This is a genomic window from Paeniglutamicibacter sulfureus, from assembly GCF_030512175.1.
GTDB classification, from domain to species: domain Bacteria; phylum Actinomycetota; class Actinomycetes; order Actinomycetales; family Micrococcaceae; genus Paeniglutamicibacter; species Paeniglutamicibacter sulfureus.
On record NZ_JAULBL010000002.1, the window covers coordinates 1,333,122 to 1,345,438 of the forward strand.

Annotated in this window: 13 protein-coding genes; 6 read left to right on the plus strand and 7 right to left on the minus strand. The window is 65.1% G+C overall.

Translation table 11 applies throughout. The features are described 5' to 3' along the window. Nucleotides 1–39 precede the first annotated feature (39 nt). From Q2T94_RS12765 to Q2T94_RS12780, 4 genes are read left to right on the plus strand one after another with little or no spacing between them, the layout of a single operon-like run. Entirely contained in the window at nt 40–1,158 is a 1,119-nt protein-coding gene (locus Q2T94_RS12765) for a DUF418 domain-containing protein (RefSeq protein ID WP_302264795.1), read from the plus strand. Then, nucleotides 1,151–1,552, plus strand: a complete 402-nt coding sequence (locus tag Q2T94_RS12770; RefSeq protein ID WP_302264796.1) for a hypothetical protein — start codon at nt 1,151–1,153, stop codon at nt 1,550–1,552. The genes Q2T94_RS12765 and Q2T94_RS12770 overlap by 8 nt, the downstream gene beginning before the upstream one ends. Beyond that, the gene (locus tag Q2T94_RS12775) at nt 1,549–3,270 is read left to right on the plus strand and encodes a gamma-glutamyltransferase (protein ID WP_302264798.1); all 1,722 of its coding nucleotides are present in this window, start codon (nt 1,549–1,551) and stop codon (nt 3,268–3,270) included. The genes Q2T94_RS12770 and Q2T94_RS12775 overlap by 4 nt, the downstream gene beginning before the upstream one ends. Before the next feature lie 42 nt (nt 3,271–3,312). After that, nucleotides 3,313–3,798: a peptidase gene (locus Q2T94_RS12780; RefSeq protein WP_302264800.1), complete on the plus strand. Its 486-nt coding sequence runs from the start codon at nt 3,313–3,315 to the stop codon at nt 3,796–3,798. Between the two features lie 299 nt (nt 3,799–4,097). Here the strand turns inward: Q2T94_RS12780 and Q2T94_RS12785 are convergent, their stop codons facing one another. The 3 genes from Q2T94_RS12785 to Q2T94_RS12795 all read right to left on the minus strand — a co-directional run bounded on the left by Q2T94_RS12785 (nt 4,098) and on the right by Q2T94_RS12795 (nt 6,305). After that, a complete protein-coding gene (locus Q2T94_RS12785) occupies nt 4,098–4,916 on the minus strand; it encodes a cation efflux transmembrane domain-containing protein (protein WP_302264801.1) in 819 nt (272 codons plus the stop codon). After that, the gene (locus tag Q2T94_RS12790) at nt 4,916–5,245 is read right to left on the minus strand and encodes an ArsR/SmtB family transcription factor (RefSeq protein WP_302264803.1); all 330 of its coding nucleotides are present in this window, start codon (nt 5,243–5,245) and stop codon (nt 4,916–4,918) included. Before Q2T94_RS12790 ends, Q2T94_RS12785 begins: the two co-directional genes overlap by 1 nt. A gap of 619 nt (nt 5,246–5,864) precedes the next feature. Beyond that, nucleotides 5,865–6,305, minus strand: a complete 441-nt coding sequence (locus Q2T94_RS12795; RefSeq protein ID WP_302264804.1) for a hypothetical protein — start codon at nt 6,303–6,305, stop codon at nt 5,865–5,867. 195 nt (nt 6,306–6,500) lie between these two features. On the opposite strand from Q2T94_RS12795, the gene Q2T94_RS12800 reads away from it, so the two are divergent. Beyond that, nucleotides 6,501–7,217 (plus strand): glycoside hydrolase family 16 protein, encoded by a 717-nt coding sequence (locus Q2T94_RS12800; RefSeq protein ID WP_302264805.1) that lies wholly within the window; start codon nt 6,501–6,503, stop codon nt 7,215–7,217. Between the two features lie 78 nt (nt 7,218–7,295). Here Q2T94_RS12800 and Q2T94_RS12805 read toward each other — a convergent pair whose 3' ends face one another. From Q2T94_RS12805 to Q2T94_RS12815, 3 genes are all read right to left on the minus strand, one after another. Beyond that, a complete protein-coding gene (locus tag Q2T94_RS12805; protein ID WP_302264807.1) occupies nt 7,296–7,661 on the minus strand; it encodes a hypothetical protein in 366 nt (121 codons plus the stop codon). Between the two features lie 46 nt (nt 7,662–7,707). After that, nucleotides 7,708–9,174 (minus strand): NAD(P)/FAD-dependent oxidoreductase, encoded by a 1,467-nt coding sequence (locus tag Q2T94_RS12810; protein WP_302264809.1) that lies wholly within the window; start codon nt 9,172–9,174, stop codon nt 7,708–7,710. An 86-nt stretch (nt 9,175–9,260) separates the two neighbouring features. Further along, nucleotides 9,261–10,928, minus strand: a complete 1,668-nt coding sequence (locus Q2T94_RS12815) for an amidohydrolase (protein ID WP_302264810.1) — start codon at nt 10,926–10,928, stop codon at nt 9,261–9,263. Nucleotides 10,929–11,093: 165 nt separating this feature from the next. Here Q2T94_RS12815 and Q2T94_RS12820 point away from each other — a divergent pair, with 165 nt between their 5' ends. Further along, nucleotides 11,094–11,762: a TetR/AcrR family transcriptional regulator C-terminal domain-containing protein gene (locus Q2T94_RS12820; RefSeq protein WP_302264812.1), complete on the plus strand. Its 669-nt coding sequence runs from the start codon at nt 11,094–11,096 to the stop codon at nt 11,760–11,762. 75 nt (nt 11,763–11,837) lie between these two features. On the opposite strand, the gene Q2T94_RS12825 is transcribed toward Q2T94_RS12820, so the two are convergent. Beyond that, nucleotides 11,838–12,296, minus strand: a complete 459-nt coding sequence (locus Q2T94_RS12825) for a hypothetical protein (RefSeq protein ID WP_302264813.1) — start codon at nt 12,294–12,296, stop codon at nt 11,838–11,840. Nucleotides 12,297–12,317 lie beyond the last annotated feature (21 nt).

Genomic DNA, 12,317 nt, shown 5'->3' on the forward strand with positions numbered 1-12,317 from the left:
GTGGAACGCCCTCCACACGCAGACAGGACCTGACGCTTCGTGAACACGCAAACGCCAACGCCCATCCATTCACCCCCCTCCGCGCCGCCGAAACGGTCTGTCGCCCTGGATGTTGCCCGGGCCTTGGCCGTCATCGGGATGATCGCCGTGAATGTCGGTCCGCAGGAGGCCGACGACCTGCTTGGACGCATCTTCATGCTTCCCTTCGGCCGGGCCTCGTTGCTTTTCGTGTTCCTGGCCGGGATCGGCCTCGGAATGCTGACCCATCCCTCCAAGCGTCGCCCGTGGCGCCAACAGTGGACCACGCTGGTGTGGCGGGCGTTTCTGCTGCTCGGGTTCGGCCTGGCGTTGCAACCCATCAACCACGGGGTCAGTGTCATCCTGGCGGTGTACGGTGTGTTGTTCCTCGTGGGGATACCGCTCACCAGGCTGCGCACCCCGGTTCTCGCCCTGCTCACCGGCATCCTCATGGTTGCCGCGCCCTTGGCCTGGATGGGCGTGTTGGTCCTTCGCGGGGAGAGGTTCCGCGGAACCCCGATCCTGCTCTCCGGCAATCCGCTGGAAATCCTCGACGGAATCCTGGTGACAGGTCCCTACCCGGCGCTCGTGTGGATCGTCCCGCTGGTGGCCGGCCTGACCCTCAGCCGGTTGGACCTGCGCCATCGCCGGCTCCAGCTGATCCTTTTGTTCGGCGGGATGGCCGCCGCGGCGGGCGGAATCATGCTCTCGCGCCTGCTGATCGGGGTGACGGGGATCGATCCCACCAGCGGCGGTTTCGCGCGGCTTCTGGCCAGCTTCGACCACTCCCAGGCGCCCCTGTGGCTTCTCTCGGGTATTGGGTCCGCCGTTGCCGTCATCGGGATGCTCCTTTTGGTCGAGCCCTGGCTGGAGCGACATGCGCGTCCGCTCATTCACCTGGGACGGCTCTCGTTCACGATGTATGTCATGCACCTGGTGCTGCTGGCGGTATTCGTGCGGCCCGATCCGCACACCACGGGCGAAGGCATCGCCTTCGCCGCACTTATCAGCGCCTTCTGCATCATCTGCGCCCACCTGTGGGTTCCCGCCCGGGGACAGGGCCCCCTCGAACGGCTTCTGAGGCTCCCCGCGCGCACGGGCCCCAACCCCGCCACCACCTCGTCAGGACACCATGGCTAATCCCACCCGCTTCTTCCGGGGACTTCGGTTCCCTCTGGCCCGGGCCGCCACCATCGCCTTGGCCGCAATGATCCTCTTGCTGGGCCTGGGCGCCCCGGGGGCCCAGGCCCACACGGGACTTCCCGGGAACCCCACGGCGCAGGGCATCACGGGGACCACAACACCCCAGGAAACGGCCGGGCAATTCCACGCCGCCCCGTCCGTGCCCGACAACGCAGGGAAAACACCAGGCAAAGGCACCGACGGCACCGGCGCAGGGACCGAGGAAGAACACCGTTTCCTCTCGCCCGGGCTTCTCGGGCTCGCGGGGCTCGTCGCCGCGACCGCGCTGGTCGGCACCTACCTCACGATCCGCTCGCGGCACCGCCCGCCCCACAGCCAGGAGACCGAATGATGAAACCACAATTCCGCACACCATCGAACCCCGCTGACTCAACCATGACGCGGAACCGCCGAGGTCCCCGGCACATGGCGGCCGGATTCCTGGCCCTCGGGGCATTGCTGGCAGGGTGCGCCGGTGAGCCGCTGGCGGAGAAGTTCTCTGCCCCCACCGAGGCCAGTGACACTCCGGCCCCTTCCCCGAGCGCGCCGGCGCAGACCCTGTTGTCCCAGGAAGGCATCGCCGCCGGACATCCCGAAGCGGTGAAGGTCGGCCTGGAGATCCTGGAACAGGGCGGCAACGCCGCCGACGCGGCCATCGCCACGGCCTTCGCCGTCTCGGTGGTCGAACCCCATGCCTCCGGGATCGGCGGGGGAGGGGTCACCCTCGTCGCGGAACCGACAAAGGATGTGGCTGCCTTCGACTACCGCGAGGTCGTGGGCACCAGCGGGAAGATCCCCGCCTCCGGAACCGGGGTGCCCGGTTTCGTCGACGGCATGGCGACACTGCATGAAACGTATGGCTCGATGCCGTGGGACGAACTCCTGCAGCCCGCCGAGGATCTTGCCCGCGACGGATTCGTGATCACCAAGTTCCTGGGCGAGCGGATGAACGACGGGATCGGATCGCAGATTGTTTCCGAACATCGCCAGTTCCGCACCAAGGACGGCAGCCGCGTCCTGCGTGAGGGGGAAACCCTCAAGCAAGCCGAGCTGGCACAAACCATCCAGACGCTGGCGACCGGCGGACGCGACGAATTCTATGAGGGTTCGATCTCCGATGAGCTGACCGAGGTCAAGGGCCTCGATGCAGCCACGCTGGCCAACTACCAGACCGAGAAGTTCGAACCCGTAGACGGGAAGGTGGGCGACTACACGGTGGTCACCGCGCCGCCGGCCCTCCCCGGGGCCGGACTAATCCAGATGCTCCAGCAAGCCGAAGGGGCCGGCATCGCCTCCGACGCACCCGGGTCCGCACCCTACGTGGACAAGCTCATGGCGGCTTGGTCGAACGCGAGCGACACCGTCACGGAGAATTTCGGGGACCAGCGCTTCGTCGACGTGGATCTTTCCGAGGTCCTGGACCGCGACCAGAACCTCGCGATCGGCAGCAAACTCGAGGAAAGGGCTTCCAAGGATTCCCCGGCCGGGGACATCGACCCGGGAAACACGACCCACCTGTCCGTCGTGGATCGCTACGGCATGGCCGTGTCGATGACCAACACGATCACCAGCTTCTGGGGAGGGACCAAGAGCGATGTCGTGGGCGGGTTCTTCCTGAACAACCAGCTCAGCAGGTTCAAGACTGTCGATTCGCCGGCGAATCGCCCGGAACCGGGCCGCAAGTCCGTCACCTGGTCCAACCCCGCCATGGTCCTGGACGAGCAGGGCCGCGTGGTCATGGGCATCGGAACCCCCGGCGGCCAGCAAATCCCCAACATCCTGGCCTCCGTCCTGGTCCCGGTCCTGCTTCAGGACCAGCCCGTCCAGGACGCCGTGGACGGGCCACGCTTCCACCTGCAAGGCGGGATCCTTGCCGTGGAGGGGAAGGCCGGCAAGAACCTGAAGGCCCTGGCCCGGGCCAATGAATGGAAGATCCGGGAAACCACCCGATCCGATGGCGTCTTCGGCTCGATCCAGGCGCTCTGGGTCGACTACGACACCGGGACCCTCGACGGGGCCACCGATGTGCGCCGGGACGGCGACCACGGCGTTGCCGACACCGACCAGTAGGCCACCCCGAGGGCTGCAACGCCACAGGCAGGAGAATCAACGATGAAAAAGGCCAGAATGGAGACGGCGGCCACGACCGGCGAAGGCCTCACGGTGGGCATTCCCGGCCATGGCAGCTTCACTGTGACCGAGGAAGCGCTGAGGATGATCACCGTGTTTGGCGGGCAACTGCATTGTTACCAGGCAGACGGCGGCTGCCGAAAGCAAGGCCTGTATTTCTCACGGACAGTACCGAAGAAAGCTCTCCAATGCTTGGTCAGTGGCCCGCGACCTGGCACAACGTCCCCCGATGGAGCGACCGGGCAGGACAGCGAAGAAGTCATGATCAGTGTCAGCCGCGAACTTGCACCCAAACTCGACGGGGCGGTCTTGGAGTTCGGTTCATATAACAAGATGCAACGTTTCCTCTGGCTGGCCACCCCCGCTGTTAAAGGACCGGCCTGTACCTGCCGGCGCTCCGTCGGCTCCCCGGCAGGAAAAAACTCTCCTTGTCTTGACGACCAGGGGATCGGACTAAGCGACCTCTAAACAGCGAAACCCGACGACTGCATGAGTGCCGTGCCAACAGCCGTGAGTTGAAAGTGATCTCATGAATGGATCGTTAAACAGGAGGCCTCGTGGATCCGAACGACCCCTTACGGGACTGCGAGTCTGTTCCGGCGGTATGGGTATGCTCTTTCGGGATTTGCCGGGGCCGCCGGCTGCACAGCGGCACCGACAGGCGAAAGGCGGCAGCGTTGCCCGGCCCGTTGCCCGCTATCGGCCAAGGCCCCGGCATGAGACCGCCGTTCCCGGCAAGGAGTGGCAGCCTCATGCACGTCTCCCGCTTAGTGCTTATTTCGCAGTTCTGCCGCAGGCGTCCGGATCTCGTTGCCAGGGCAACAGGCACGCGTCGGGGCGTCCGCGGTGGTCCCCGGGGTCAATTCCACTGGCTGGGCAACGGACGGCTCTGAAGCCAGGTCGGGCGCGAAGTGCGGCATCGCGTGCCGGTCCCCGGACGTGGAAGTCAACGGTGCGGGCAGGCAACAGCTATCACCCTTCCAGGCGTCCCGTCCCTCTTTGACTGCCACCGCCGCAATGACAAGAGCTGCGACCGGGTCGGCCCAGGACCAGCCCAGGGCGCTGTTGAGCACCAGCCCCAGCAGCAGGACACCCGAGAGGTACGTGCACAAAAGGGTCTGGCGCGAATCGGCCACAGCAGAACGAGACCCCAGTTCCCGGCCTGCCCGCCGTTGCGCCAGAGACAGGAACGGCATGACCGCCAGGCTTACCGCGGCCAAAATGATGCCGACAGGTGAGTGCTCCGGCTCACCGGCACCGGACAGCGACAGGACCGCACTGACGGTGACGAAGGCGGCCAGGGCAAAAAAGGCGACCGCTATCAGGCGCAATGCCGCCCGTTCGCGGGCCTGTGGATCGCGGCCGGCGAACTGCCAGGCGACCGCGGCTGCCGACGAGACCTCAATCACCGAATCCAGCCCGAAACCGATCAGGGCGGTGGAGGAGGCCACCGTTCCAGCGCCGATGGCGACGAAGGCCTCGACCACGTTGTAGGTGATCGTCGCTGCCACGAGCAGGCGGATTCTGCGGGCAAGGATCCCATGCCGCGCAGCGCCCGAACCGGACCAAACCTGGCCGGCACGCATCAACAGCACCCTGTCCCGGCGCTGTCGGCGCAATGCGCCGGATCCGCCGCAAGAACAACACCGAGGAGGTTCGACAGCGCATCCCCCAGTCTCGGGTCCGCCAGCTCGTAACGCATCCGCCGCCCTTCAGGGACCGCGACAACGAGGCCGCATCCGCGCAGGCAGGCAAGATGATTCGACAGGCTCTGCCTGCTCACGCCGATCAGCTCGGCCAGATCGCTCGGATACGCCGCAGCGTCACGCAGCGCCAGAAGAATTCTCGCCCGCGTGGGATCCGAAAGTGCATACCCGAACTGTGCAAGAACTGATGAATGTGTGACTGTCTGCATGTAACTGATAGTACATTAAGAACTGTATCCATGATTGGGTGTATCAATGGGGCGGATCGAAACCTCAGACCGAAAACGAAGGAGCAGCATGCCCAAGAGCAAAGTACGCGCCAAAGCCAAGCAGAAAAACACCCGTGAACAGCGGAACAGGCGGGCAGAGGACAGCGCCTGTGCCCAAAGATGCTGCCCACCCTCCCAATCAACGCCGAAGACGGCACCGAACACCGTATCCGAGGCCGATAAAGACGGACCCTTGGGTTTGAGCTGAGATCGGTGGCTCCAAGTGTCGTTCGTTCCATGTAGCGGTCCAGCACCTCCCCGGCCACTACAGCGCAAGCTAAGAGCCAGGCGACTTCTGAATAAGACGCGGCAAAAGGGGAAGCTGATGAACTTCGAATTCGACGCGGGACAAGCAGGCAGAGTCTCAGCAAAAGACCGTTAGACAGGAGGCTCTGCGAATCCCCGCGTTGCCTCTCATACGTGCGGGACTCAAGGACCGCGATAAAACTTCTGGCAGGTGGAATTGTCCGATAAATGGGTCGTCTGGAGAATTCCTGGAAGTATGGTTTCGGCGGTCTCGTATGGTTACGCTCGCATGTGCCGAAGTTGGCTGCACTTCCTAAGCGCCTTCGCAAGTGGAACCTTCCGCGGGAAACTTTCCCACGATCACCGGGGCCGCTAAGGCCGGCTCCACGCTCACCGCCGTCCCCGGCACCTGGGCACCGACCAGGGTAGCTCTGTAGTGGTGGCCGGCATGGGCGAGACGGAAGACTTCGCCGACGTTCTGGTAGAAGTTTGTTTCCCCGCTGTCGTTGAAACGCAGCGTCACCGCCGTAGCACTGAAGGTGGTGATGGTGGAGTTCAGTCCCGCCGGCCTGGTCCACCCGCCACCGGTCGTGGGCACGAACTTGTAGGTGCCGCCGTCGGGTGCCGTGTAGGTGACCGAGTCGTCTGCCCCGACTTCAAGGGCTGTTTCCGTGGTGCCTTCGGAGAAAGTGGGGCAGTGGTCGTTGATAGCCTTGCACGGAAGGATGGCCGGTGACGGGGCATGGCGAGGCATGATCGTTGCAGCTATCATCGGGGCATGGGCCGGAAGAGAGAATTTTTTGGGGCCGTCACCGGATTAATCGCCTGGGGGCTCCTGCTGTCGGGATGTACTTCTCAGGTTCCGGACGAAAATCCAGGCAGTACCCAAATTCAGCCAACCGACGGCCTCAACAGTGGGCTCCACCCCGATGCAGCTTCCACGGACGGGATGCTGCTGGACGAGGGGTTCGACGAAAACACGCTGGATGCCTCCCTCTGGAACACCTGCCACTGGTGGCAGGACGACGGATGCACCATAGCGACCAACAACGAACTCGAATGGTACCTTCCGCACCAGGTCAAGGTCTCCGAAGGAGCACTTCACCTGACGGCCGAGCGCAGTGCGATATCGGCATCCGACGGCAAGGACTATCGCTTCACCTCGGGCATGGTGACGACCGGGCCGCCGGCCCACCAGAGGGCACCCAAGCTGGCCTTCACGTATGGGAAGGTCGAGGTGCGGTTTCGCCTGCCCGCCGGCCGGGGCCTGTGGCCAGCCATCTGGTTGCTTCCCGCCAGCGAGAATTCCCGACCCGAGATAGACATGCTGGAAGTAACCGGTGAGGATACGGGACGCCTGCGAATGCACCTGCATCCCAAGGACGACTCGGCCCCATCCATCGGGAAGGACTATCTCCTGCCGGGAGGGGCTTCCCTGGCCGGCGGTTGGCACACCATCGACCTGGACTGGTCCCCGGGCAGGCTGGATTTCATCCTCGATGGAAAGCGGGTATGGCGACTGGACGGCAAGGAAGTGCCGGACGAACCGATGTACCTGGTGATGAACCTGGCCGTCGGGGGCGAGTATCCGGGGGATCCGGACCAAAGTACCCAGTTCCCCGCCACCATGAGCATTGACCATGTCCGGATTCGACGCAATGACTGATCCGAACCCCGCGGTTTCCTTAGCAGACCGCGATTGATGCGAATGGGCAGAAGCATGCAGGGGTAATTTGTCCAGATGTCATGGGGACGGGTTGGATGTCGCGGAGCTGGCGAGGAAGCGGTCCATCCAGGGCCCGCCCCGTGTCCTCATGGGCGCGTACTCCATGCCGGTGCACCTTCGTTCATGGACTCCCTCGCTGGATTTGTGCCAGGAGGGCTGGCACAAATCCAGCGACGGCTGGCGGGTCTGGAGCCGGTGGCGAGGGAGTCGGGCTACCCAGGCCAGGACCTCCAGGACCCGGATGTTTGATTCCATCCAAGACACAAAGTCGGTGTTTGGCGGCAAGGTCACGGTGAAGTCGATGACCGGCACCGTCGACGCGCCGGCCTGCTTGCGGATGTGCTCGGTTTGCGCGCTTTTGGTCTGGGTGCTGCAGACCAGCACGTCGATGTTGCCTGCCCGCCGCGTAACTGGGGGAAATCCCTGGCGTTCACGAGTCGAACCCCATGCCGACGGCATCCATGGCCCTGAGGAACGGGCCGCGACTGCCTTCGTTGCGGTCAGCCTGGACCAGTCCGTGGGTCATCAGCTTCACGCCCAGCCATGCCGCCGGTTCCGGCGGGAAAGGCAGCGGCTTCTTCCTGACCATCTCCAGCTCGGTGAGCTCGGTCTTGGAACCCGAGAGCAAATCAAGCATCACCCTGGCGCCGAAGCGCGTGGCGCCCACGCCCAGACCGGTGAATCCGGCGCAGTACGCGACGCGGCCGGAGTGGGAGGTGTCAAAGAAGGCGAAGAAGCGGCTGCAAGTGTCGATGGCCCCGCCCCAGGCATGGGAGAACTTGATGCCTTCCAGCTGCGGGAAGGTGCCCAGGAAGTGAGCTGCCAGCTTCCTGAAGGTGGCATCGTGCCTGTCGTATTGGGGCTTGACCTCTCGGCCGTAGTGGTAGATCGCGTCGTAGCCCCCATAGAGCAGCCGCCAGCCGCCGTCCTCGTCGATCGTGGGGCGGGAGTAATGGAAACGGTTGTTCATGTCCGCCAGGCCCATGTTTTCCTTCCAGCCGATGAACTGGCGCTGTGCTGCGGTGAGCGGCTCTGTCATGAGCGCGTAGTCATAGACGGGGATGGTGTGCAGACGGTGGCGCTTGAGCAGGGACGGGAAGGCGTTGGTTGCCAGGGCCACGCTTCGAGCGGTGATGTGACCGGCGCCGGTGCGCACCCGGATTTCGGTGGAGGTGGAGATAAGCTCCTCGCCCTTGGTGTGTTCGAAGATCCTGACGCCCAGATTGAGGCACACCCGGCGCAGGCCCCAGGCGAGCTTTGCCGGATGCACCAGCACGGTGCCGTGCCGGTCCCAGTTCCCGCCTTCAAAGAGCGGGGAATCGATGTGGGTGCGCACGTGCGATGCGTCCATGGCAACGAGTTCAGGGTCCTGCGCGGCCTCTTCCTTGAGCCATTGCACCTGGTGTTTTTCGGTGGCGACGGTCAGCACGCCGCTTTCCACGAGGTCGCAATCGATGTCGTACTTCTTGACGGTGCCAATGATTCCGGCGAGGTTTTCGGCCCCGAGCTCGGCCAACCGCTGGTTTTCCCTGGGAAGGTGCTTCTCGCCGTTGGATTCGCCATGGACCAGGGAGGCCTCGCAAAAGCCGCCGTTGCGCCCCGAGGCCGCCCAACCCACGGTTTGCCCCTCGATGAGGACCACCTCTCGGTCGGGGTTTTCTTCCTTCGCCAGCAACGCGGTCCACAGCCCGCAGTAACCGCCGCCAACCACGAGCAGGTCTGTGGTCAGGTTGCCTTCCAAAGAGGGCAGGGCCGCGGGGCGGTCGGGGTGCCGCAGCCAATAGGGGGCGTAGGCGGTCCCGTCGAGCGAGGCATCGATGGCGGGTTTCCCGATGCTCGCCTCGATGCGGTCGTAGGAGACGGGGAAGCCGTTGGACGTGGCAGGAATGCTGCTCATGGAGTTTCCTTGCTTGAAAGATGTGAATGTGGGGGGTGGTGTTCAAAGTGCCTGCGGGCGGGAGGGCACTTGTGGAAGAGCTGGTCCTAGACGCGTGCGGCGGCACGTGAATAGACCACGTGCCCCGCGGCAAGGGTGAGTTCCACTGCCACGGCGTGCAAGTCGCTGGAGTCGATGGCGAACGGGTCCGCATCCAGCATGATGATGTCGGCGCGGGAGCCGGGTCGCAGAGTGCCGCCCTCGATATCGCGGTTGATCCAGGCGCTGCCCTGCGTGTAGCCGCGCATGGCCTCCATCAGGGTGATGGCCTGGTGGGGGACCAACGGTTCGGCCTCCGGGTGGTCCGGATGGGTGCGGTTGACCGCGACATGGATGGCCTCGAACGGATTGGGTGTTGAGACCGGCCAGTCCGAACCCATGGCCAAGTGCGCGCCGGAATCCATCAGGGAGCGGAACGGGTACTGCCATCCGGTGCGTTCCTTCCCGAGGAACGGGGCCGTCAGTTCCGTCATTTGGTCGTCGTTGCAGGCCCAGAGCGCCTGGGCGTTGATGCTCAGCCCCAGTTTGCCGAAACGAGCCACGTCGTTCGGGTGGATGACCTGCAGGTGGGCCAGATGGTGCCGCCCGCCGGTGATGCCGTTGGCGGCCCGGGCCGCTTCGAGCGCATCCAGGCCCATGCGTGCGGCAGCGTCGCCAATGACGTGGAGGTGCAGGTCGAAGCCCGCAGCATCCAGGGCTATCGCCACCGCGGACAGCACCTCCGGGGAGAGGTAGCGCAGCCCGGTGGAACCCATGGAATCAGGGTCGCAATTGCAGGTACGCAGGTAGGGGTCGAGCATCGCGGCGCTTTGGTTTTCCGCGACGCCATCGACCATGATCTTGGCGGTGGTGGTGCGGAAACCGGCCGCGGCGTTTTCCCGCCGACGCCCCAGGAAGTCCCCGACCAGTTCGGGAACGTCCCCGAGGGTGGTTTCGCGGGGAACCCAGAGGGCACCGGCCGCCTGGCCGGTGAGTTTACCCTCGGCATACAGGGAACGGTAGATCGCGGAACCATCCCGATACCCGGCGTAGTTCCCCAGGATTGCTTCCTGCCAGCCGGTGACCCCAAACGAGTGAAGCCTGGCCTGGCCGGCCAACAGCCCCGCGCGCAGGGTCGCGGCGTCTGGGGGCGGGATGAGTGGGCTGACCAGGTCCATGGCGCCCTCGTGCAGCGTGCCGGTGGGATTTCCCCGCCCGTCGCGTTCGATGCGTCCGTCCGGCGGATCGAGGGTGGCGGCTGTGATCCCGGCCAGGTGCAGGGCGGCGGTGTTGACCCAGGCGCCGTGGTGGTCGCGGTTGATCAGGTAGGCGGGCGTCCGGTCGGTGACTGCGTCCAGCAGTTCGGCAGTGGGCGTGCCGCCGGGGAAATCGCTCATGGACCAGCCGCCGCCGGTAATCCAGTCCTTGGTGTTGCCGGCAGCGTGGGACGTGATGACTGCCAGCGTGGCGTCGATGCCGTGGGCACTGGTGAGATCGCAGGCCAGGGACTCGACCCCGCCCATCAGGGTGTGGACGTGCGCGTCGGTGAAGCCGGGGGACAAGGCACGGCCCTTCAGGGACACGTCGTGTTCCGGTGCGGGGAGGGCGTTGCGGACCTGCGCCACGGGCCCCACGGCCAGGACGCGGCCATCGCGCACGGCCACGGCACTGCCCGGGTCCAGGAGGATGTCGCCATCAAAGATAGTGCCTGAATGAAATAGCCACGTCTCGCTCACGGGTGCCCTTTCGGCGTGGAGGAATGGGGGGTGCCGCTGGATGAATGATGTGTGTCCCAGTTCATAAAATCCCAGTCATGATCTAAAGTCAACGGTGTTGACTTTAATGCGTGGCAAGGACGCCAATGCCCATCGATGGATACCAACGAGCCCGAGGATGACCCCGTGAAAGAGACGCCCGTTCCGCGGCGCCGTGCCCAGGGACTTGGCCGCGACATCATCATTGATGCCTGCCTTAAGCTGGCCGGCGGAAGCGATGCCGATGCCCTGTCCTTTCGCAAGATCGGCAAGGCGATCGGTGCCGACCCGACGGCGCTGTACCGCCACTTTGCCGACAAGGACGAACTGCTGCTGGCGCTCGCCGACCGCGTGATTGCGGTGGGAATGGAAGGTTATGTCCCGGGCCCGCGCTGGGAGGAGTCGCTGCGGGACTTGATGCTGAGGACCCGGGCGAGTTTCCTGCGCTATCCGCAGGTTGCCACGTTGGCTGCCTTGCGGGTGACGCGCCAGAAGGGCGAGCTGGAATTCATTGAGGCCATGCTCGCCGCGCTGGAGTTGGCGGGTTTTGAACGGCGGGAGGCGGCGCTGGTCTACCGGGCCTGTGGCGACTTCATGCTGGCGTGGACCGGCTTTAGTGCGGGGCTTGTGCTGCTGGGTGAGCAGTCAGCGCAGGACGACAATGCGTGGGTGCGCAGCTACGCGAAGGTCTCCGAGCAGCAATACCCGTTGGCGGTGTCATCGGTTGCCTTGATGGCAGGGGTGCAGGACGAGGAAAATTACCGCTTCGCCCTGGACCTGCTGCTTGGAGGGATTGCCGCGCGGTTGGGCAATTGAGTGCCGAGACGGCAACGGAGGGGCACCGGGAAATTTCTCGGTGCCCCTCCGTGTCGACGTCGGATCTTGCGCGTCCTACCGATGCTCCGCGTCGCCGCCGGCGGAGGGGCCCGATGCTGCCAGCCGCAGGCCGATCCCGCAGAGCATGACCAGCGCCAGCTCGGCCGCGGCGATGCCGAGCATCGCGGCGGCTTCCGCTCCGGCGGTCGCAACCGTGGCTTCTCCGCCGCGTCGGTGCTCGTGGATGCCCAGCGCCATGAAGGTGTGGACAATCGCCATGAGTGCGGACATGGCCAGCAATTCGGCCAGGGCCGTCGGCTTGTTCCAGGACCGGTGGGCGCATTTGAGGCACAGCAGCACCATGGCACCCAAGACGGCGCCGACCCAAGGCCCGTGCGGGAAGGCGACCATGACCCACACGTGACCCGCGCCCAGGCCCGCCGCCAAGGCGGCGACGACCCGGACAAACCTCGGTGAGCCCGGGCCCCACGGGTGACCTGCCGCGCGGCTGGCGCGACACGCGGTGCGGGCCAAGCGGGGGCCGCAATGTTCGTG